The organism is Sphingomonas sp. QA11, from assembly GCF_028473665.1.
GTDB classification, from domain to species: domain Bacteria; phylum Pseudomonadota; class Alphaproteobacteria; order Sphingomonadales; family Sphingomonadaceae; genus Sphingomonas; species Sphingomonas phytovorans.
The window spans coordinates 2,103,611-2,124,117 of the sequence record NZ_CP098774.1; the positions used below are offsets into that span (position 1 = coordinate 2,103,611).

General features: G+C 65.4%; 19 protein-coding genes, 1 pseudogene and 1 other annotated feature. Of the genes and pseudogenes, 8 read left to right on the forward strand and 12 right to left on the reverse strand.

Annotated features, from left to right (window positions below):
• Position 1: 1 nt before the first annotated feature.
• Positions 2–313, reverse strand: a complete 312-nt coding sequence (locus tag NDN01_RS09665; protein ID WP_272627177.1) for a hypothetical protein — start codon at positions 311–313, stop codon at positions 2–4.
• On the opposite strand from NDN01_RS09665, the gene NDN01_RS09670 reads away from it, so the two are divergent.
• The gene (locus NDN01_RS09670) at positions 272–4,219 is read left to right on the forward strand and encodes a Pls/PosA family non-ribosomal peptide synthetase (RefSeq protein ID WP_272627178.1); all 3,948 of its coding nucleotides are present in this window, start codon (positions 272–274) and stop codon (positions 4,217–4,219) included. The two genes, NDN01_RS09665 and NDN01_RS09670, sit on opposite strands and share 42 nt — an antisense overlap.
• 16 nt (positions 4,220–4,235) lie before the next feature.
• Positions 4,236–4,877 (forward strand): 4'-phosphopantetheinyl transferase family protein, encoded by a 642-nt coding sequence (locus tag NDN01_RS09675; RefSeq protein WP_272627179.1) that lies wholly within the window; start codon positions 4,236–4,238, stop codon positions 4,875–4,877.
• Positions 4,878–4,922: 45 nt separating this feature from the next.
• Here NDN01_RS09675 and NDN01_RS09680 read toward each other — a convergent pair whose 3' ends face one another.
• The 9 genes from NDN01_RS09680 to NDN01_RS09720 all read right to left on the reverse strand — a co-directional run bounded on the left by NDN01_RS09680 (position 4,923) and on the right by NDN01_RS09720 (position 14,457).
• On the reverse strand, positions 4,923–6,590 hold the full coding sequence (locus NDN01_RS09680; protein WP_272628144.1) for an MFS transporter: 1,668 nt from the start codon (positions 6,588–6,590) through the stop codon (positions 4,923–4,925).
• Between the two features lie 206 nt (positions 6,591–6,796).
• Positions 6,797–7,486, reverse strand: coding sequence for an N-acetylmuramoyl-L-alanine amidase (locus NDN01_RS09685; protein ID WP_272627180.1), 690 nt, complete (start codon positions 7,484–7,486; stop codon positions 6,797–6,799).
• The gene (locus NDN01_RS09690) at positions 7,483–8,388 is read right to left on the reverse strand and encodes a DMT family transporter (protein WP_272627181.1); all 906 of its coding nucleotides are present in this window, start codon (positions 8,386–8,388) and stop codon (positions 7,483–7,485) included. The genes NDN01_RS09685 and NDN01_RS09690 overlap by 4 nt, the downstream gene beginning before the upstream one ends.
• 43 nt (positions 8,389–8,431) lie before the next feature.
• Positions 8,432–9,280: a CheR family methyltransferase gene (locus NDN01_RS09695; protein ID WP_272627182.1), complete on the reverse strand. Its 849-nt coding sequence runs from the start codon at positions 9,278–9,280 to the stop codon at positions 8,432–8,434.
• A complete protein-coding gene (locus NDN01_RS09700; protein WP_272627183.1) occupies positions 9,280–10,350 on the reverse strand; it encodes a chemotaxis protein CheB in 1,071 nt (356 codons plus the stop codon). Before NDN01_RS09700 ends, NDN01_RS09695 begins: the two co-directional genes overlap by 1 nt.
• A gap of 14 nt (positions 10,351–10,364) precedes the next feature.
• Entirely contained in the window at positions 10,365–10,730 is a 366-nt protein-coding gene (locus NDN01_RS09705; RefSeq protein WP_272627184.1) for a response regulator, read from the reverse strand.
• A gap of 73 nt (positions 10,731–10,803) precedes the next feature.
• Positions 10,804–11,235, reverse strand: a complete 432-nt coding sequence (locus NDN01_RS09710) for a chemotaxis protein CheW (protein WP_272627185.1) — start codon at positions 11,233–11,235, stop codon at positions 10,804–10,806.
• Complete coding sequence (locus NDN01_RS09715) at positions 11,235–13,538, reverse strand: chemotaxis protein CheA (RefSeq protein WP_272627186.1); 2,304 nt, start codon at positions 13,536–13,538, stop codon at positions 11,235–11,237. Before NDN01_RS09715 ends, NDN01_RS09710 begins: the two co-directional genes overlap by 1 nt.
• 271 nt (positions 13,539–13,809) lie before the next feature.
• Entirely contained in the window at positions 13,810–14,457 is a 648-nt protein-coding gene (locus NDN01_RS09720) for a histidine phosphotransferase family protein (RefSeq protein ID WP_272627187.1), read from the reverse strand.
• Between the two features lie 225 nt (positions 14,458–14,682).
• On the opposite strand from NDN01_RS09720, the gene NDN01_RS09725 reads away from it, so the two are divergent.
• Positions 14,683–14,925, forward strand: coding sequence for a hypothetical protein (locus NDN01_RS09725; protein WP_272627188.1), 243 nt, complete (start codon positions 14,683–14,685; stop codon positions 14,923–14,925).
• Between the two features lie 58 nt (positions 14,926–14,983).
• Here the strand turns inward: NDN01_RS09725 and NDN01_RS09730 are convergent, their stop codons facing one another.
• Complete coding sequence (locus NDN01_RS09730; RefSeq protein ID WP_272627189.1) at positions 14,984–15,274, reverse strand: hypothetical protein; 291 nt, start codon at positions 15,272–15,274, stop codon at positions 14,984–14,986.
• Between the two features lie 92 nt (positions 15,275–15,366).
• On the opposite strand from NDN01_RS09730, the gene NDN01_RS09735 reads away from it, so the two are divergent.
• From NDN01_RS09735 to NDN01_RS09750, 4 genes and pseudogenes are all read left to right on the forward strand, one after another.
• Positions 15,367–16,595, forward strand: a protein-coding gene (locus tag NDN01_RS09735; RefSeq protein WP_272624721.1) for an IS3 family transposase whose coding sequence is annotated in 2 segments (ribosomal slippage) — positions 15,367–15,655 and positions 15,655–16,595 — 1,230 coding nt in all. Because the reading frame shifts where the segments join, the coding sequence is not laid out codon by codon here.
• Positions 15,648–15,764 (forward strand) — a sequence feature (AL1L pseudoknot). It overlaps the preceding gene by 117 nt.
• Positions 16,596–16,703: 108 nt before the next feature.
• Positions 16,704–17,484 (forward strand): annotated as a pseudogene (locus tag NDN01_RS09740) (IS5 family transposase).
• A 308-nt stretch (positions 17,485–17,792) separates the two neighbouring features.
• Positions 17,793–18,245: an MEKHLA domain-containing protein gene (locus NDN01_RS09745; RefSeq protein ID WP_272627190.1), complete on the forward strand. Its 453-nt coding sequence runs from the start codon at positions 17,793–17,795 to the stop codon at positions 18,243–18,245.
• Between the two features lie 72 nt (positions 18,246–18,317).
• The gene (locus NDN01_RS09750; protein WP_272627191.1) at positions 18,318–18,722 is read left to right on the forward strand and encodes a hypothetical protein; all 405 of its coding nucleotides are present in this window, start codon (positions 18,318–18,320) and stop codon (positions 18,720–18,722) included.
• A gap of 383 nt (positions 18,723–19,105) precedes the next feature.
• Here the strand turns inward: NDN01_RS09750 and NDN01_RS09755 are convergent, their stop codons facing one another.
• Entirely contained in the window at positions 19,106–19,504 is a 399-nt protein-coding gene (locus tag NDN01_RS09755) for a M67 family metallopeptidase (RefSeq protein WP_272627192.1), read from the reverse strand.
• A 17-nt stretch (positions 19,505–19,521) separates the two neighbouring features.
• On the opposite strand from NDN01_RS09755, the gene NDN01_RS09760 reads away from it, so the two are divergent.
• The gene (locus tag NDN01_RS09760) at positions 19,522–20,472 is read left to right on the forward strand and encodes an RluA family pseudouridine synthase (protein ID WP_272627193.1); all 951 of its coding nucleotides are present in this window, start codon (positions 19,522–19,524) and stop codon (positions 20,470–20,472) included.
• Positions 20,473–20,507: the final 35 nt, after the last annotated feature.

The following is a 20,507-nucleotide window of genomic DNA, read 5'->3' on the forward strand; positions in this document are numbered from 1 at the left end:
TTTAGCTGCTGCCCGCCGATAGGACCACGACGGTGCGTTCGCATTCTTTGCTTTGTCCGATGAGGAGTTTACCAACCGGAATCGTCAGAGGACAGAATCTTCGCTGCGCATGCAGGCGGCGGTAGCCGCCTGTCACGATGTCCGAGACGGCAAGAAGAACCTGAAAAGAGGCGCGGTCGTGGTCAGCCAAATCAATCAACTTCATGGTGACAAAGTCTTGGAAGCCGATCTTCCCGTGAAAATATTCGCGCCCATCGCGCCCTCTCCCGCCTTGCGCGACGACGAACCCTATGCGCGCGACGAGCTCCTCCATGAGATGTTCGAGGCAAGCTACCGTCGGCATTTCTCCCGTACCGCCGTCCGCCTGCTGGGTGACAACCTGGAAAACAGCCGGCGTGCCGCGCTCAGCTACCTTGAGTTGCACCAGCGGGCGTTGCGTTTCGCGCGGATGCTGCAGTCGATGGGCGTGCGACATGGCGATCGCGTCGTGCTCTGCCTTCCGCGCGGGCTCGACCAATATATGGCGATCCTCGGCACTCTGTGGTGCGGCGCCTGCTACGTTCCGGTCGACTGGGCCTATCCGCAGGACCGGATCGACTACATCATCGAGGACAGCGGCGCCGTCCTGGTCGTCACGGAGACGGAACGCGCCGCGGCGATGCCGATCCGCAGCCTGTCGGTCGACGCCATGCTGGGCGACCTCGCAGCGCTGGAGGCTGACTCGCTCGGCAGGCAGGAAACCGGGGCAAGCCCCGACGATCTCGCCTATATCATCTACACCTCAGGCACGACGGGCCGGCCGAAGGGTGTGATGATCACGCACCGCAACGCCTGCCATCTGGTCCGGTCGGAGAGCGCCATCCTGGCGCTCGACGGCAAGGACCTGGTCTTCGGCGGCTTCAGCCTTGCCTTCGACATGTCGGTCGAGACGATGTGGAGCGCGTTCTTCGTCGGTGCGGAACTGCTGGTCGCATCGGAAGCGCTGGCAAAGGCAGGGCCGGACATGGCGCTCGTGCTCGCGCGCGAGGCTGTGACGGTGTGGCATGTCGTGCCGTCGCTGCTCACCCTGGTCGATATCGACATGCCGGCGCTTCGCCTGCTGAATCTCGGCGGTGAGGCCTGTCCACCCGATCTCGTGGAACGATGGGCGCGACCGGGGCGGCGCATCCTCAATACCTATGGCCCGACGGAGACGACCGTCACCGCGACATGGACCGAGGTGCAGCCCGGGCGCCGGGTCACGATCGGACGGCCGCTACCCGGCTACACCGCATGGATCGTCGACGAAGCCTTGTGGCCGGTGGCGGCTGGTGCGGAAGGCGAACTGGTCATTGGCGGGCCTGGTGTCGGGGCAGGCTATGTCGGGCGGCCCGACCTGACGGCGGAAAAGTTCGTCCAGACCCCATTCGAGGGGCCCGACGGCCAGACCGCCCTCATTTATCGCTCCGGCGATCTCGTTCGCCTCGACGCGGTCGGCGATATCGAATTCATCGGGCGAATCGATACCCAGGTGAAGATTCGAGGTTTTCGCGTCGAGCTCGCCGAGATCGAGGCAGTCATCGCCGAGGACCCGGCGGTCGCCCAGGCGGTTGTCCATCTCTTTCGCGACGACGACGGCTCGGAATTCCTCGCGGCGTTCCTGGTGGCGCGCGCGAACGCCCGGATCGACCTCGACGACGCCAAGGCCCGGGTACGGGACCGGCTTCCCAATTATATGCGCCCGGCCGCCTATGAAATCCTGTCCTCGCTGCCGACCCTGCCGGCATCGGGCAAGGTCGACCGCAAGGCGCTTCAGCGTCCCGTCATGCTTGTGGACACGACACGCGAGACGGTCGAGCCGGCAACCCCGCTTGAAGCCACGCTTCACGCGATCTGGAGCGAGTCGTTCGCCCCACAAAAGGTTTCCGTTCTCGACGACATCTTCGAGGATCTGGGCGGGCATTCGCTGAAGGTCGCCCGTCTCGTTTCGGCCATTCGCACTGCCCCGGGGCTCGAGGGCGTCTCCATCCAGGACCTGTACGCTGCATCGAACATCCGCGCGCTGGCGACACGGATAAGCGGCCAGGCGCCCGTCGAGCAGTCCGAGGAACTGCCGTTCCACAGGATCGCCGCCTGGAAGCGCTGGCTGTGCGGATTTGCCCAGACGATCGCCTTGATTCCGATCTTCACGGTCGCCGGGCTGCAATGGTTCTTCCCCTATCTCGCCTATACCCGCATGGCCGATCAGGTGGATCGGGTGACGGCGCTGTTGCTGAGCGGCTTCAGCTTCGTCTTCATCCCCCCGCTGGCCATGATCGCGTCCGTCATCGTGAAATGGCTGGTGATCGGGCGATTCCGGGCGGGCGATTATCCGCTCTGGGGCAGCTATTATTTCCGCTGGTGGTTCGTTCGCCGCTTCTCCGAAGTGATCGCGACACCCTATCTCGCCGGCACGCCCATGATCCGCGTTTATTATCGGCTCCTTGGCGCGCGCGTCGGCACCGATGCCTTTATCGGACGCGGCAATATTGATGCGGCTGACCTGGTGACGATCGGCCCGCGGGCGATCATCAGCGATTATGCCATGCTGGCAACCAGCTCGGTCGAGCGCGGGTTGCTGCGGCTTGGATCGGCCGAGATCGGCGCCGGCGCCTTTGTCGGATCGATGGCCGTGGTCGGTCGTGGATCCGTCCTGGAGGAAGGTTCCGTGCTCGAAGATCTGTCCGCCTTGCCCGTTGGCGCCCGTATCCCCGCCGGCGAGCGCTGGGATGGATCGCCGGCACAGCGGGTCGGGACCGTTTCGCCGCTGGAGTCCGTCACGCCGGTATCGGCGTCCGGGCGCCTGCTGGTGAATATCGCACTCATGCTGGCGGCCCTGATCCTGCCGCTCGTCGCGATCCTGCCGATCGCGCCCGGCCTGGTCGCGATGATCGAAATCGACTGGCGCAGCGAAAGCTACACCTATCTCCTCATCTCGCCGATACTGGCGACCACTTACGTGCTGCTGATGTGCGTGCTCACCGTCGCGGCGAAGCGGCTGATCCTGGGACGGGTGAAGCCCGGGCGCTACGCGACGGACAGCTGGTTCTATGTCCGCTTCTGGTTCGTGCAGCAGATTAACGACCTCGCGCTCCGGCTGCTGCATCCGATCTATGCGACGCTTTATGTCGTGCCCTGGTATCGGGCGCTTGGCGTGAAGGTCGGGCGCCGCGCGGAGATTTCGACCGCGGCGGCAATCGTGCCCGACCTCGTCGATATCGGGGCCGAGAGCTTCATCGCCGACGCGGTGCTGTTCGGCGCGGCCCGAGTCGAGCCGGGCGCGATCCGGCTGGCCCATACCCGCATCGGCCGCCGGTCGTTCATCGGCAATTCGGCATTGCTGCCGACCGGCGCGACGATCGGCGATGGCGTGCTCATCGGCGTACTGTCCAAACCGCCCGAGGATGGCGGCGCGGAACGCCCCGACGGGACCTGGTTCGGGTCCCCGCCGATTTCGCTGCCGGTTCGCCAGACGGTCGGGCTGTTCGACGAAGGCGCGCGCTTCAATCCCGGCCCACGCCTGGTGATGACTCGCCTCGCGATCGAGGCAGTCCGCGTCACGCTGTCGCTCACGGTCTTCATCGCGCTGTTCAGCGTCCTGTTGTCGATCGTCGGCGAACTCGACGACCTGCGCAACGGCGGGCTGCTGATCCTCATCGCCTTCCCCTTCCTCTATATCGGCTTCGCGCTCGCCTGCGGGCTGGCGGTGGTCCTGCTCAAATGGCTCGTCATGGGAGTCTACAAGCCGACCACCCAGCCCTTGTGGAGCACCTTTGTATGGCGGACCGAACTGGTGACGGCGACCTTCGAGAATCTCGCGGTGCCGAACCTGCTTGAACCGTTGCGCGGCACGCCGTGGCTGCCCGCTTATCTTCGTCTTCTCGGCTGCCGCATCGGTAAGCGCTGCTATCTCGATACGACTGATCTCACCGAGCATGATCTCGTCACGATCGGCGACGATGTCGCGCTCAACGACCTTTCAGGGCTTCAGACTCATCTGTTCGAGGACCGGGTCATGAAGGTGAGCGGCGTGACGGTAGGCGACCGGGCGTCGATCGGCTCCTACGCGATCGTGCTGTACGACGCCGATATCGGCGCTGACGCGCAACTTGGCGATCTGTCGGTCATCATGAAGGGGGAGACCTTGCCTCCCGGCACATCCTGGGAAGGAGCCCCTGCCCGGCTTGCGCGATCGATCTGAGCCTGGCGATCCGACCATGGCGACCTGGCTTTCCGATACGCTGGACTCGTTGCCGCGCGCACCCGATGCGCCGGTCGCCTGGTCGGTCCGCCTCGACCGTCCCGCCGCGCCGACGATGGTGGCCCGTGCGAACCTGTCGCCGGATGACCTGACTGACCTCGCGAAGCGGCCCGACGCCGGATTGCGCGGTCTGCGGCGACGACTGGCTAAGCTGCTTGTCGCAACGGCAACCGGCCAGCACCCGGACCTGATACGGATCGAACGCTGGCGACATGGCGCCCCTATCGTCGCCGTGCCCGACGGCTGGCATATCAGTCTGGCGGGGCAATGGCCGTTCTGCGTCATAGCGCTCTCCCGCGACCCGGTGGGCATCGATGTCGAACCGCTCGCCACCGCCACCCTCCCCCTCGACCTGTTTACCCGTGCCGAGCATTCAGCTCTGAAGAACGAGGAGCCGGTCGAACGACTGTTCCGGTGGATCGCGAAGGAAGCGCACGCGAAGAGGCTGGGGCGGGCCAGCCTGGCCGACCCCGCCCGCATCGAGACATGGCGATCGCACGGAAATCTGCTGGTCCGGTGCGCTGACGGCACATCCCGCTGCGAAATCCGCATCCTGAACGACGCAGCTCACGCCCTGGCCATCGCGGCGGAAAGCTGACGGCGCGCCGTCGACTTTATTCCCCGCCAGCTTCACCGGCTCCGGCTAGACCGATCCGCTCGGATCGATCATCGGACCCGACATCTCGCGCGATCCGGGCGCACGGGTGAACGGCAGGGATCCGGTCTGCCGTTCGATCATGCGGTGGACAACCGGCGGTGCCGGCCCCTCGTGCAACGCCGCGAGGTCAGCGCTGTTGTCCGCATCCGCGTGCGTACGCCGCTGGTTGTGCCGCACATAGTCGAGCCAGGTCGCCACGTGATAGCGTTCGACCCAGAGCAGCGGATCGCCGAGATCGCGCAGCAGCGTCCAGTGCCGCGCACCATCGCGCCGACGGATTCGGCTGCGTTCGCCCATGACGCGCAGGAAGGTGACGATGTCCTTCTGCGCGATCCTGTATTCAATCGTGATCACCACCGGGCCGCTGCGCGATTCGATCGGGACAACCGTCTCCGGCTCGGTCCATCGGCTGAGGGGATCGAGGTTGAGCTGTTCCACCTGCGGCAGCGGGACCCGGAAGCCCAGCAGCGCGCCGGCGACCTGCACTACCGCCGCGACGAAGAGGGCGGTGGATACCCCGCGATCTTCCGCGATCACGCCGAACAGCCAGCTCCCGGCTGCCATGCCGCCAAAAGCCGTCATCTGGTAGAGTGCCAGGCCACGCGCCACGACCCAGCGCGGTGACGCCATCTGAACGGTCACGTTGAAGGTCGACAAGGACAGCACCCAGCCCGCACCGGCCAGCATCAGCGCCGGGATGGTCGCGGCCATGTAGGGGCTGGCGGCGGTCGCCGCCGCGCCGAGCGCGAGCGCGATCGCCCCGATCAGGACGATTCGTTCGTTGGAGAGGCGCTGCCGCAGCCGGCCGCTCGCCAGCGCGCCACCCACCGCACCGATGCCGAAACCGCCGAGCAGCACGCCGAAGGTCAGCGCGCCGCCGCCCATCAGGTCGCGCGCGATGAGCGGCATCAGCGCCGGTACCGCGCTCGCCGCCAGGCCGAAAAGGCCGGCGCGCACCATGACGACGCGCAGGTTGGGCGACATCGCGACGTAGCGCAGCCCTGCCCCCATCGCGACGCCGAGCCGCTCGCGCGGAAGCAGTCGCGGGGGGATTTCGGGTCGCCAGCGCGCGAGCACGACGATCAGTCCGACATAGCTCACCGCATTGGCCAGGAAGGCAGCCGCCGCCCCCGCCGCCGCGACGATCAACCCGCCGATCGCGGGGCCGACGCTGCGCGCAATGTTGAAGCCCATCGAGTTGAACGCGATTGCCCCGGGCAACACCGGCCGGGGCACCATGTCCCCCACCGAAGCCTGCCAGGCCGGCCCGTTGACCGCCGTGCCGCAGCCGATCAGGAAAGTGAAGCCGAGCAGCAGCCAGGGACTGAGCAACCCCAGCCAGGCACAGACGGCAAGCCCCGCCGATACGATCAGCATGAAGCTCTGCGCCCAGAGCATGACGAGCCGGCGGTCGAGATTGTCGGCGACCGCTCCGGCCCAGAGCGAAAGCAACATGATCGGCAAGGTGGTCGATGCCTGCACCAGCGCGACGAACTGTGGAGAGCTGGCCAGCGACACCATCATCCACGACGCACCGACCGACTGGATCAGTCCACCGAAATTGGAAGCCAGGTTGGCGATCCATACCTCCCGGAAGATCGGGATCGAGAAAGCCGAGGCTGGCCTGGCGGAGTCGGGCGCGGTGGCTGGCATGGCATGTCGTTGCGGCAAGCCGTCCGTGATGCCAAGCCTCGTCATGCCAGAATCGCCGCTGATCTTCCCGCCGGGAGGAGGCAGGGCTTCATCGCGCGCGGGATGCCTGAGCGACGATATCGGCGACAGTCAGTGACGGCCGCCTTCCGAACCCGGCCCCCGCGTTTCACATCGGATCGGCATCATCAAATCCGGCGACCGGATATCTAGTCGTCCCCGGCCGGCTTCGGCAGCAACAGCGCCAGCAGGATCGAGCGGCACTCGCCGTCGATCTCGCCGTCAAGCAGTTCCGGGCGGAACCGCCGCTGGAACGCCACCACCGCGGCGAGCTTGTCCGAAACGTCGTACCCGAACCGCTCGAGCGCGATCAGGAAGCCGGCGTCGGTCCACATCGGGTCCATCAGGTTCCTGGTCGGCCGCGGCAGGGCAAGGCGCAGCCGGGCAAGCCGGTTCCACGGGAACAGCTCGCCCGGATCCTGCTTCCGCAGCGGCGCGATGTCCGAATGGCCGACGACATTGCCGCGTGTGATGCCATGGCGCTCCTTGATCGTCGCGACCAGCGGCAGCAGCGCGTCGATCTGCTGCTCGGGAAACGGCGGATAGCCGAATTCATGGCCGGGATTGACGATCTCGATCCCGATGCTCGCGCTGTTGACGTCCTCGATCCCCCGCCAGCGCGACTTGCCGGCGTGCCAGGCGCGTTTGTCCTCGGCCACCATGCGCAGCACCGTGCCGTCCTCGGCGACCAGATAGTGCGCCGAGACCTTCGCTTCCGGATCGCGCAACCGGTCGATCGCCGTCTGCGCATCCTTCATGCCGGTATAGTGCAGGACGATCATCGAGATCCCCAGCGTCCGCTCGTCGAAATTGGGCGACGGCGTGTCGATGATCGTCATGGTGTATCCCCTGCGCGTGCGGTCCTGATCGTGACGATCGCAACCCCGATCATCGCGATAGCACCGCCGGTCAGCATAAGCATGGTCGGTGGCGTGTCGAAATACCAGCCGGTCGCAAACACGGCGATCACCGGCGAGGCCAGGGTCAGCGGCGTGACGACACTGACCGGGTGGCGCTGCAGCAGCCACGACATCGCCCCCTGCCCCATCACCGACGATCCGACCGCTGAAAAGACGACCCAGCCGAACGTCTTCAGCGGAATATGGGGGATCGAGCGCATTGCCGCCGGTTCGACGGCGAGGGCGATCGTGCCGAGGATGATCGATCCCCAAAAGCCGATCCACGCATAGATGGTCAGCACGGGCACGCCGATCAGCCTGCGCTGGATCAGCGAGCAGATCGCCCAGATGAAGCTCGCCAGCGCGGTCAGCGCAAGCCCGGGAATTTCATTGACCATGGTCGGGTCGAACACCAGCAGGCCCACGCCGGCGACCGACAGGGCGATGCCGGCAATCCGCGGCAGGTGAATCTTTTCGCGAAACACGACAATCGCCAGCAACAGCGAGAACGGCACGCCCAGTTGCCCGGCGATGGCCAGCGCACCGACATTGTGAGTGATCGAAAGCGACAGGTTGGTCGCGACGTAGAAGGCGCCCCCCGACAGCATGCCGAGCACGGTCAGGGCCAACATCCGGCCGGCGATGATCCGGAGCGAGCCGAGGCAGACGAGCAGGACAAGCCCCTGCCGCAGGAAGCCGGCGGTCAGCGGCGCGATCTCGCTCACCGCCATCTTCACGGCAATGATGTTGAGACCCCACAGGATGTTCATCGCGGCCACGACGATCAGGTCGCGCGCGCCGAAACCTCTTGCCTGCCCCTCACCGGAAATCGCCTGCCCCATGACGGGCCGCTTGCGGCCTGTCCCTGCGAATGTAAACCGCCGATCAGACGGCGACGGCGGTCTCGCGTGCCGCCGCGCCGGTCGGCTCATAGAGTCCGCGGTAGCGCGGGCTCGGGCGGAACGCGCCGGTCTGCCCGATCACCGTCTCTCCCGCGCCGAGCACCAGCAGCGCCCCCGGCCGCGCCACCTCGGCCAGCCGGTCGAACACGCGGGTGCGCAGCGAAGCCGACAGGTAAAGCAACACGTTGCGGCACAGGATGATGTCGAACCGGCCGATCGGCAGCGGATCGGCGACCAGATTGAGCTTGCGGAACGAAATCTGGCGTACAAGCTCGGGCTTCGCGATCCAGTCGCCACCCACGGGATCGAACCATTGCATCATCCGGCGGATCGGCAGGCCGCGCTGGATCTCGAACTGCGAATAGCGCCCGGCACGAGCTCGCACGAGCGCTGCTTCCGAAACGTCGGTCGCGACGATCTCGGGCGAGACCGCGCCGGTCCCCGCGTCGCGCTCGGTGAACAGCATTGCCAGCGACAGCGGCTCCTGGCCGAGCGAGCAGCCGGCCGACCAGATACGGATGCGACGGCTGAGGCCCTCGGCACGCATCGCATCGACTGCGTCAGCGATCATGTCGAGCACCGCCGCGTCGCGGAAGAAGGAGCTTTCCTGGTTGAGCAGCGCGTCGACCACCAGGTCGCCAACGCCGGGCGAGCGCAGCACTTCGCCGACCAGTTCGTCGAGCGTCTCGTGACCGCGATCGCGCATCAGCGGCTTCAGCGCGGTTTCGATGCGCCATTCGCGATTGGCCGCGATCTGCTGGCCCGTGCGCGATTCGAGCAGGGCGGCAAGCACGTTGAGGGCGCCCGCGGGCCGCGTATGGGGTGCAGGCATCAACATCCGGGCCTCCGGCGCGACGCCACCATTTTTCCGATATCCGTCGGCGGCATGATCGCGCAGGCTGTGCCGTTGGTCGCCACCGCGCCCGGCATACCCCACACGACCGAGCTCGCCTGGTCCTGCACCACGACGCTGCCGCCGCGGTCGACGATATGCTGTGCCCCGTCGGCGCCGTCGCGGCCCATGCCGCTCAGCACGATGCCCAGCGCGCGAGACCCGAACACTTCGGCAAGGCTGTCGAACATCGGGTCGACCGACGGCATGCACCCGCTCTTCGACGGATCGCTGGAAAGCCGGATGGCGGCACCGTCGCTGGTGCCGACGCAACGGATATGCGCGGTTCCTGAAGCGATGATCACCCGGCCCGGACGGATTCGCATATGATCGGTCGCGACATCGCAGGGCCGACGGGCCAGGACCGCCACCTGTGCCGCGAAATAGGGCATGAAGCTGTCGGGCAGATGCTGGGTGATCAGCATCGGCAGTTGGAAGCTCGACGGAATCTCGCGGAGCAACAGGCTCAGGGCGTGGATGCCGCCAGTCGAGGCGCCGATCGCCACGATATCGAATCCGCCGCCAGCCCGATCGGTCGCGAGCGGCATGTCCCCCGGGGAGGCGTGCGTGGTCTCGAACAGGCGAGTCAGCTTCTCCTCGAGCACCGCCGAGAAACGACCCGCAAAATCCCCGATATCGGGCTTCACCAGCGTATCGGCCGCGCCGAGCGACAAGGCCTCGATCGTCGCCGCGGCGCCGTCGCCGCAGGCCGACGACACGACCAGCACCTTGGCCCCCGCACTGGCCGCGATCAGATCAGGCAGCGCGGTCAGGCCGCTCATGCCGGGCATCTCGATATCGAGCAGGATCCCGTCGACCTGCTGCGCCTGAAGAAAGGCGAGTGCCGCCTTCGCATGCGGCACGGCGCCAGCCACGGCGAACTTGCCGCTAAGGTCGATCGCGCGGGCGATCACTGCGCGGGCGACCACCGAATCATCGACGATCAGGATGCGCGGCCGGTCCCGGCTCTCGACGAGCCGACCAGTGGCGAGGGGTGATCCCAGGGACATTGCCGACAGCCCTTTCAGGCCATGCCGACGATCTGAAGCTTGCTCTCCAGCGTCTCGCGATCGAACGGCTTCATCACATATTCGTCGGCACCCGCCTCGATCGCGGCACGGATATGCGCCATGCCGTTCTCGGTGGTGCAGAAAACGACCTTGGGCCGGTGCGACAGGCTGCTGTCCCGCAGCGCGCGCAGGAAATCCATGCCGCTCATCACCGGCATGTTCCAGTCGAGCAGCACCACGTCGGGGGTCGACGCCAGGCAGCTGTCGAGCGCCTCGCGCCCGTCGCCCGCCTCGGAAACCTGGAAGTTGAGTGTCTCCAGGATGTGCCGCGCCACCTTCCGGATCACCTTGGAATCGTCCACCACGAGACACGTCTTCATCGATTCATACCCCGTTCCCGCCCCTTCAGGCGGCCTGTCTGCCGTAAATACATGAGCTTCGGGTTAATTCGTTTCATGCCGCGATCGCCGCGAGGCCGGGCACCAGCGCGCGCAGGTCGATCGCCAGGATCGGCTCGCCCGCCCGCTCGACGATGCCGCAGCCGGTCGCCCGCCAGCCCTGATCGAGCATGATCCCCGGCGAGAGCGGCGCGAGATCGAACGGCGCCACATCCTCGAGGGAATCGACGAGGATCGCATAATGATGCCCCTCGACGAGCGTGATGACCGCGCGCGTCGCCGCGATATCGGGTGGCGGCAGTCCCAGCACGGCATGGGTGTCGATCACGGTCACCACCCGGCTGCGGAGCGCGGCGAGGCCCCGCACCTGCCGGTCGGCGCCGGGAACGGGCACGACCGCGCCGATATCGACGACCGATTCGACCTGCCGGGATTCGATGGCCACGGCCCGGCCGGCGATATGCGCGATGAGGAACAGGTCGGGCATCAGCGGCCTCCAGCCGACTGGGCAAGGGCGGCGAGCAAGCCGTCCCGATCATAGCGATAGATGCTTGTGTCCGCCGCGTCGTCGACGGCGCGGTCGCGGCGTAGCCTGACCACCGGCACGTCGCGGTGCGCTACCGGCGGCGAGGCCCCCATGGTCAGCACCACCGCCGCGATCTCCCCCGCCTTCAGCTTGGTCGCGACACGATAGCCGGCGCCTTCGAGCACAGGCTTCAGGAACGTCTTCATCCAATCGGATTCGGCGCCGTCGATCAGGCACACCGGCGGCGTGCCGGCGCCGAGGTCGGCCCCGTGGGTCGCGAACAGCCAGTGGAGGTCGAGCAGTTCGATCTGGTCTCCGTCGATCGAGACGACACCCGCCACCGGCCCGGCTTCCCTGGCGGGAACCACCGTGTCGGGCAGGCTGACGATGTCGAGCGCTTCGCCGATGGCATATCCGATCTCCGCGTCGCCATCGCGCAGCCGCAGCACGGAGACGGATGGACGACGATCCCATTCGCCCTGCACCGCCAGCGGAATGATCCGGCCCTCGACCGAAAGCCGCAGCCGCCCGCCCGAGAAGCGAATCGAATCCACCGGCACCGGCTCGATCCGGTCGATGATCGTCAAGGGTACAAGGCGGCGCACGCCGTCGAGATCGTCGAACAACAGGGCCGACACGGTCGGCGCCTGCGCCTCCTCGATCACGTCGTCGACCGCGACCTCGCGCCCGAACTGAAGCCCGGCGACCGTCGCGATGCCGGCGCAATCGAGCAGCAGCATCGGCAGCCCGCTGTCAGGCAGGGTCTGCCCCGCATAGACGCCGGTCGCCATCACCGCAGGCGCCGCCGGCTTGATCACCAGTTCCTCATGGTCGAGCACTGAATCGACCGCCAATGCATAGCTGCCGCCCGGGACACCGACGATCACCAGCATTCCCGCGTCGTTGCCCCCCGGAAGGCCCAGCAGCCCACCCAGATCGACCAGCGGCATGCGGCGGTCGCGCACTGTCGTGGCGGCCGTGCCGCCGAGCATGTCGACCCTGATCGCATCGCCGCCGACGCGGACGATCTCCTCGATCGCCTGGCGCGAGATCGCGAAACGCTGGCCGCCCACGCCCACGCCGATCGTCGCGATGATCGACAGCGTCAGCGGCACATGGATGCAGAGACGCAACCCCTTGCCGGGCGTGTTGGAAAGCTCGATTCGACCGCCGATCTGCTCAACATTGGCGCGGACCACGTCCATGCCGACGCCACGCCCGGAAATCGCGGTAACTGAATCCTTGGTCGAAACGCCCGGCTCGAACACCAAAGCGAGCTTCGCCTTCTCGCTCAGCGCGTCCAGTTCCTTCGTGCTGCGCCCGCCGCTCCCGGCGATCTTGGCGATCAGCCGGTCGGTGTCGATACCGCGCCCGTCGTCCGCGATCTCGATGATGATCTGGTTGCCCGATTGCCGCGCGGACACGGTCAGCCGCCCATTTTCGCGCTTGCCCAGCGCCCGCCGCTCGGCCGGTGCCTCCAGGCCATGGTCGATCGCGTTGCGGACGATATGGACGAGCGGGTCGCGCATCATCTCGATCATCTCGCGATCGAGTTCGACGTCGCTCCCCTCGACATGCAGCGTCACCGACTTGCCAAGCTCGGCCGCCGTGTCGCGCACCATGCGCGGCAGGGCGGAGAACAGCGCATCGATCTTCTGCATGCGCGTGCGAGTGACAGTATCCCGCATCTCCGCAACGGTGAGCGAAAGGCGTTCCAGCGCGGCTTCGACCGTTGGATCGGCGCCGTCGTCGCGCAGCCGCCGGGCCAGCTCGTTACGGGCAAGCACCATGTCGGACATGCCGCTCATCATCCGGTCGAGCAGGTCGACGTTCAGCCGGACGCTCCGGGCGGGGTTGCGCGAGGCGATCGGGACCGCCGCCTGGGCCGGCACCGCCGCGCCTTCCTCGAGCGCGACGATCAGCATTTCCTCGCCGGTATCGTCGAGCGGCACGCCGGCATCGATCGCCTCGACGATCTCGCCGATCCGGTCGACGATGGCGAGGACTGCATTGACCAGCCTCGTATCCGGTATCCGGTCGCCTGACCGCACCGCGGCGAGCACATCCTCGGCGGCATGGCTCAACCGCGCGAGACGCGGCAGGTCAAGGAAGCCGCAGCTTCCCTTGACCGTGTGCACGAAGCGGAAAATGGCATCGAGCCGGTCGCGATCGTCGGGGGAGGCCTCCCACGCGACAATCTCGCCCGAGAGCGCTTCAAGCGTCTCGCGCGTCTCGGCGATGAATTCCTGAAGAAGATCGTCCATGGGCCCCCGGGGATGCCCGGCGACCATGGCAAGGATTGGTTAAAGGGGCGTTTAATCGGGAGGCGGTTTAAGCCGATCCCCAGCCCTTTTATGAATTTATAAGGGCCCTTTTATAATGCCCGCCCCTCCCTTTCAGGGGAGGGATTAGGGATGAGGCAGTGGCGAGCGGGGCTCGATGCCCCGCTCGCCGCTTCGACCTTCGTGAAGCGACTCTTTATCTCAGGGCAAAGACGCCCCCCATCCCCTGAAAAGAGGAGAGGTCAAATAGGCCTCACTCCGCCCGGAACGCCGCCCCGAACAGCAGCACCGGTTCCGCGGGATCGGAAACCTGCACCGTCCCCCCGCCCTCGGCGACCAGCGAATGGACCAGATAGGCGGCCGCAGCGCGTGGCGTGATCATCGTATCGCCCTGCTGGCCGCTTTGCAGCGTGGTGCGAAGCTCGTTGTCGAGCACGATGCGCGGCCCGTCGGCGCGCACCACGATCTCGACCTGCCCCTCGACCACTTCGGCCCCGACGTCGAGCTGGCCGCCCCGGATCAGCGCATCCCCGCCGATCAGTGCCAGGTTGAGCAGTACCTTGATCGCCGCCTTGGGCAGGGTCGCGTCCTCGACCAGCCAGCCGAGATTGACCCGGTGATTGTCGCCGAACAGCCCCTCGATCGCCGCCCGCGCCTCGCGCGAATCGACCGTCTCGCCAAATCCGCCCGCCGCGCCGAACGCCAGGCGGAAGAATTTCAGTTTGTTCGCCGATGCCTTGGCGCTTTCCGCGAGCAGCTCCAGGCAACGTTGCCGCATTTCCGGATCATGCTCGTCGGCAAGCAGTTCCAGGCCGTTGTTGAGCGCCCCCACCGGGCTCAGCAGGTCGTGGCACAGGCGCGAACAGAGGAGACTCGCGAAATCGACCGGGCTGATGGTCATGGAATGGATATGCTCCGGGCAAATTGGCTGTCGCTCTTCTGGCGATGCCGGCGCTCATGCGCAAGTCGCACACATGCATCACGATGATGTGCCTTGCCCCCACTCCGGGTCAGTCCCCGCTGCCTCCCCGGGCCGTCATCCCATCGATTTCCGTACATCGACGAGCAGATTGTCGTACCGCAGTCGCGTTCTGGCTATGACAGCGTTGAAAAGTGAAGGCAGATCATGACCGAAGATGAAGCCACGTTAGGCCCATACCTGCAGCCTGGAACTCCCGTTCGCTATGACGGTCTTGAGCAAGGTGACTCGGAATACGGGGTCGTTGTCCACTGCTGGCTCGACGACGAAATCAACGCCTATGACTGCTATGTCGCCTTCTTCGGCAACGAGGAGCCGGCCGGGAAGCCTCCCGAAAAACCATACATCCTACGCTACGCCTCGACGTCACTGACGGTCAGCCGCTTATAGGCTGATTGAGTCTGGACCCTAGACTGCGTGGACAAATTCCTCACCGCGAGACCCATCGTCAGTCGAGCGCCCATTTCAACAGCGACGCATCAACAACGTCATGCCCCATATGACGAATGAAGGCCTCTCGCAGGCCTTGTTTGTGCTTTTGCCATTTTGATGGATCATCTTTCGGATCCATGCCGTCGGCCATGAAGAGCCAGTCGACAAACTGATCAGCGGTAACCGGACCGCTTTCAGGGATGAAGTCGTCTATGTGCGAAGGTTGTCCATCGACGATACCTCCACACCATCCGCGTCCAACGCACACTTCATCCATCAGGGCATTGTAGCCGGGCTTCTTATCCATCAGCGGCAAGCTATCAGCACACGTGACCAACGGTAAAGATGAACCGCTCCGGGTTTGCCGGAGGCTCCAACTCCTGAGAAGGTGGAGCCTGTATGAGCAAGACGACGAACAAGTTTGCACCTGAGGTCCGCGAGCGAGCGGTACGGATGGTGCTGGATCACGAGCACGATCACCCGTCGCGATGGGCAGCGATCATATCCATTGCCGAGAAGATCGGTTGTTCAGGCCACACGCTGCTGGAGTGGGTGAAGAAGGCCGAGGTGAACAGCGGCAAGCGGGCGGGCGTCCCGACCGAGGTTGCCGACAAGGTGAAGGCGCTGGAGCGCGAGGTCCGTGAGCTGCGGCAGGCCAACGAGATTCTGCGCAAGGCGTCGGCATATTTTGCGCAGGCGGAGCTCGACCGCCCGTTCCGGCGATGATCGCTTTCATTGACGATCACCGCGATGCCTATGGGGTCGAGCCGATCTGCCGCGTTCTGCCGATCGCCCCATCCACCTATCACGAGCGCGTCGCGCAGCGACAGGATCCGACACGCCTGTCGGCGCGGGCGCAGCGCGATGTCGCCTTGAAGCCGGAGATCGCGCGCGTATTTGCCGAGAACTTCGCGGTCTACGGCGTACGCAAGGTCTGGCGGCATATGATGCGGGAGGGCTTTCCGATAGCGCGCTGCACCGTGCAACGGCTGATGCGCGAGATGGGCCTGGCAGGGGTGATCCGGGGCAAGCCGGTGCGCACGACCATCAGTGACAAAGCGGCGCCGTGCCCGCTCGATCACGTCAATCGCAGGTTCTACGCGCCAGCGCCGAACATGCTGTGGGTGTCGGACTTTACCTATGTCGCGACCTGGGCGGGGTTCGTCTACGTCGCCTTCGTCATCGATACCTACGCCAGGCGGATCGTCGGCTGGCGGGCCAGCAGGACGGCGCATGCCAGCTTCGTCCTCGATGCCCTGGAGCAGGCGCTTCACGATCGCCGGCCGGCCCATCGGGGCGGCCTCATCCATCACAGCGATCGGGGCTCGCAATACGTGTCCATCAAATACACCGAGCGCCTCGCCGAGGCCGGGATCGAACCCTCGGTCGGCAGCGTCGGTGACAGCTATGACAACGCTTTGGCCGAGACGATCAACGGCCTCTACAAGGCTGAGGTGATCCACAGGCGCGGGCCGTGGCGCAGCTTCGAAGCCGTCGAATACGCCACGCTCGAATGGGTCGACTGGTTCAACCATCGCCGGCTGCTGGAGCCTATCGGCAACATCCCGCCTGCCGAAGCCGAAGATCAATATTATGCTGCCGCAAGCAACCTCGATATGGCAGCGTGACTCACAACCCAAGGCCTCCGGCAGACCCGGCGCGGTTCAAGACCGGATCGCAAATGACATTGACGAGGTCTGGATCAATTGATTCAAGACTGCTTTTTGGAGGCAGGCTTGAGCAGGAGCGATCTCACAGAAGCGGAATGGCGCGCTCTGAAGGGCTTGCTGCCCATCGTGCCTGGAAACCGTGGTCGAGGCAGGCCGCCCGAACAGAACCGCTCGATCATCAATGGCATCCTCTGGCGACTTCGTTGCGGCGCTCAGTGGCGCGACGTGCCGCCCAAATATGGCAGTTGGAACACCATCTATCGGCGGTTCCGGTGATGGAGCGAAGCCGGGGTCTGGGAAACCGTGGCGGTGACGCTGGCCGAGATCATGGCGGATAGCGGCCACTACAGCATCGACAGCACCACCGTTCGCGCCCACGTCTCGGCAGCGGGCGGAAAAGGGGGGCTCATCGACGCGCTCTTGGCCGCTCGCGGGGCGGGTTCACCAGTAAACTTCACTGTCTGGCTGATGCCCTCGGAAGACCGCTCGCCTTCCACCTGACGGTCGGTGAGGCAGCAGACTGCAAGGCGTATGATGACCTCATCGGCCTGCCAGAGCGGGCACCGGTCGCGCTGCTTGCCGACAAGGGTACGATGCTGACGCCATCCGTGCCGACCTTGCCGAACGGAAGATCGAGGCCGTCATCCCCGGCAGATCAAACCGCCGTGTGAAAATCGAGTATGACCGGGCGCTCTACAAGCAGCGGAACCGCATCGAACGCATGTTCGGCCACCTCAAAATCAACCGGGCCATCGCCACCCGCTATGATCAATTGGCCAACAGCTTCCTCGCTATGGTCCATCTTGCCACGGCCAGATACTGGCTCAAATTTGTCCACGCAGCCTAGGAGCTTGCCTCTATCATCGATCCGGACCGCAATCGAAGGATGGACCGCGCGAATCAGACCTGCGATAGAATTACGGCGCCAGTCCATCAATGGTAGGGACGCCGTTGCAACTCCACAAATGTAAGCGAGTTTCATTACATTCCCAGCGTCCACTTGGAATTCTGGCGACGGTCCGCTCAATTGAACTAAAGGTACCCAGCGGTGGCGTAACTGAGTAGGTGCCCTACTCTCAGCGGCTTGGCGCAGTGCCGAAGGAGCGGCACCGGGCTTTGGATGCACCTGCAACGGTGTAAGGTTGCCTCATGAGAATGAAAACCGCAGACCTTTCCCTCGACGGCGATTTCTTTGACCTTCTCGTCGGCAGCTACGCCCGCCTCGTCGGCACACCTCTCAACCTGGAGAACCAAGGTCCCGATTGGCTCTACGACCACGCCCCCTTTGCATTGCTCGCACACAATATGGAGGTCGACCCTCGCTTCATCTACGCCAATCGCACCGCCCAGGCTTGCTTCGAATATCATTGGGACGAATTCGTCATCCTGCCCTCGCGCCTGTCAGCCGAAGCGCCCGACCGCGCCGCGCGCCAGCGGTTGCTGGACGAGGTTTCACGCAAGGGCCTCATTGCGGACTATGCCGGGATACGCATCGCGAAGTCCGGCCGCCGCTTCCAAATCGAAAATGGAATCATCTGGCAGTTGATCGACGAAACCGGCAACCTGCACGGCCAGGCCGCGACCTTCTCAGTGTGGCGAGACATCTGAGGCAAGCCGTCCGCATCGCTTAAGCATCCGGCATCGATTCAACCCTCGGCGAAACCATACCATCCTCGTCCCATGAAGAGAGGACGCCCCACCCGCTACGACCCCGCCTTTGCCCAGCAAGCACGCCTGCTCTGCCGGCTCGGCGCCGACAATGCCGGTCTGGCCGAGGTGTTTTCGGTGAGTATCGCCACCCTGTACCGCTGGCTCGATCGATATCCTGAGTTCGGTCTCGCGGTCGCGATGGGCCGGGGCGACCATGCCGGGCTGGCGGAACCGACCATGTTCCGGCGCGCGGTCGGCTATGATTATCTGGCCGAGCGCGTCTTCGGCCGCAACAGCGCCACGCCCCGCCATGTCGACTGCCGGCGCCATATCCTCGCCGATCCGAAGGTCGCGCTTCGCTGGCTGCGCAATCGCCAGCCGGAAGAGTGGCGCCCCAAACCCAAGCGGGTCCGCCCCACCCGCACACCGGATTGACCCGCCAGTTCCCTTGACCGCCCCATCGACACGGTCACCTACCCCATTCACCTCGATGCCAACGCATCGGTCAGCTCACCCTGCCAGCTCGAACCCCGCCAGCGATGAACAGCGCCCAATTCATGCCTGCGCATTCGTGACGGCCTGGAAGAGCGACAATCGCCGCAATCAATTCTCATAAATAGGGAAATGGACCATGGCTATTGCGGTACGATCACGCGACATCATGACGATGAGGTTCGGCACGCCCGATGTGGCGAAGCTGCGTTGTCTGCCTCATTACTCAGGCCATAGCGGCGCGATCCGTGAAAATCGGGGTCGACATTGGCTGGCGAAAATCCCGCTTTACTGCGCAATTTTCATGGAACCCCATGCGTTTTACTTTACGCATCTTCGACGGCAAGCCCAACCGCCTCGAATGCCCCGACACGATCCGTCCGCCACAACCGGGCTTCGCGCGCCGTCAGGATCAGCCACAGCGCCCCGTCCCCCATCGCCTGCGCGGCATCGCGCGCCGAAGGCACTGGCTCGCCGGAGGGATGCGAGTGATAATGACCGATCAGTTGCGGCCCGCCACCGCGCGCGCGCCGATGGGCCGCGAACAGCGCGACCGGATCGATCTCGAACGCCCGCGCCGGCTCCGGCGCCACGTTCGTGCAGGCTTCGACAACCTCGATCAGCGTCGCGGTGCCGAACAGCAGCCCGCAAACCTCCGCATGCGGGGAATTTTCCGCCTCGGTTAGCAGTCTCGCCAGGAGAGTGCTTGAAATTCCGTACCCCATTCCCACATCGCTACGGCATGGATCGGGGGGTTACAAATATCGAAGCGCGCATCTCGGACGAGGCCGGTGGCTGGCGTCTCGATCGCGCTCTGGCGGATGCCGTGCCGACCATGTCACGCGAACGCCTGAAGGTCCTGATCGCCTCGGGTGCGGTCAGCGACGAAGCCGGCGCCCTCGCCCGCGACCCGTCGCGCAAGGCGCTCGCCGGCAGCATCTTCACCGTCGCCGTCCCGGCGCCCACCCCCGCGCACAACGAGGCGCAGGATATCGCGCTGGACATCGTGTTCGAGGACGATCACCTGATCGTGATCGACAAGCAGCCCGGGCTGGTCGTCCACCCGGCGGCGGGCAATCTCGACGGGACGCTGGTCAACGCACTGCTCCACCATTGCGCCGGGCGCCTGTCGGGCATCGGCGGCGTGGCCCGGCCGGGCATCGTCCATCGCATCGACAAGGACACGTCAGGCCTGATGGTCGCGGCCAAGACCGACCGGGCGCATGAGGGCCTGGCGAAGCAGTTCCACGACCACAGCATCGATCGCCGCTACAAGGCGATCGTCACTGGTCGCCCCGTGCCCGCCGCGGGCACCATCGACGCGCCGCTCGCGCGGTCGCCGGCGAACCGCAAGAAGATCGCGATCCAGCCGCACGGCAAGCGCGCCGTGACTCACTACACGACGCTGGAACGGTTGAAGGAGGCTGCCCTGGTCGAGTGCCGCCTCGAGACCGGGCGCACCCACCAGGTCCGCGTCCACATGGCGTCGATCGGGAATCCCTTGATCGGGGACCCGACATATGGCAGAACAAAACCAGTCCACCGGCCATTATTGGAAACGTTGGATTTCCGCCGACAGGCATTGCACGCGGCCCGGCTGGGGTTCATTCACCCCGTCGAAAGCAAGCCTATGGCATTCGATAGCGAAATGCCTGCCGACATGCAGGAACTGTTCGATAGACTCTACGGTTAGGTTCAAGCGCGCGTCGCCTCTTTATAGGGACCGCG

Bases quoted from the DNA above. Each gene is read 5' to 3' on its own strand.
- NDN01_RS09730 (WP_272627189.1), bottom strand. From the start codon at position 15,274: ATGGATAAGAAGCCCGGCTACAATGCCCTGATGGATGAAGTGTGCGTT.
- NDN01_RS09725 (WP_272627188.1), top strand. From the start codon at position 14,683: ATGACCGAAGATGAAGCCACGTTAGGCCCATACCTGCAGCCTGGAACT.
- NDN01_RS09710 (WP_272627185.1), bottom strand. From the start codon at position 11,235: ATGCCCGACCTGTTCCTCATCGCGCATATCGCCGGCCGGGCCGTGGCC.
- NDN01_RS09680 (WP_272628144.1), bottom strand. From the start codon at position 6,590: ATGCCAGCCACCGCGCCCGACTCCGCCAGGCCAGCCTCGGCTTTCTCG.
- NDN01_RS09675 (WP_272627179.1), top strand. From the start codon at position 4,236: ATGGCGACCTGGCTTTCCGATACGCTGGACTCGTTGCCGCGCGCACCC.
- NDN01_RS09705 (WP_272627184.1), bottom strand. From the start codon at position 10,730: ATGAAGACGTGTCTCGTGGTGGACGATTCCAAGGTGATCCGGAAGGTG.
- NDN01_RS09715 (WP_272627186.1), bottom strand. From the start codon at position 13,538: ATGGACGATCTTCTTCAGGAATTCATCGCCGAGACGCGCGAGACGCTT.
- NDN01_RS09665 (WP_272627177.1), bottom strand. From the start codon at position 313: ATGGAGGAGCTCGTCGCGCGCATAGGGTTCGTCGTCGCGCAAGGCGGG.
- NDN01_RS09685 (WP_272627180.1), bottom strand. From the start codon at position 7,486: ATGACGATCATCGACACGCCGTCGCCCAATTTCGACGAGCGGACGCTG.
- NDN01_RS09695 (WP_272627182.1), bottom strand. From the start codon at position 9,280: ATGCCTGCACCCCATACGCGGCCCGCGGGCGCCCTCAACGTGCTTGCC.
- NDN01_RS09760 (WP_272627193.1), top strand. From the start codon at position 19,522: ATGGATCGGGGGGTTACAAATATCGAAGCGCGCATCTCGGACGAGGCC.
- NDN01_RS09690 (WP_272627181.1), bottom strand. From the start codon at position 8,388: ATGGGGCAGGCGATTTCCGGTGAGGGGCAGGCAAGAGGTTTCGGCGCG.
- NDN01_RS09745 (WP_272627190.1), top strand. From the start codon at position 17,793: ATGAAAACCGCAGACCTTTCCCTCGACGGCGATTTCTTTGACCTTCTC.
- NDN01_RS09720 (WP_272627187.1), bottom strand. From the start codon at position 14,457: ATGACCATCAGCCCGGTCGATTTCGCGAGTCTCCTCTGTTCGCGCCTG.
- NDN01_RS09700 (WP_272627183.1), bottom strand. From the start codon at position 10,350: ATGTCCCTGGGATCACCCCTCGCCACTGGTCGGCTCGTCGAGAGCCGG.
- NDN01_RS09750 (WP_272627191.1), top strand. From the start codon at position 18,318: ATGAAGAGAGGACGCCCCACCCGCTACGACCCCGCCTTTGCCCAGCAA.
- NDN01_RS09755 (WP_272627192.1), bottom strand. From the start codon at position 19,504: ATGGGGTACGGAATTTCAAGCACTCTCCTGGCGAGACTGCTAACCGAG.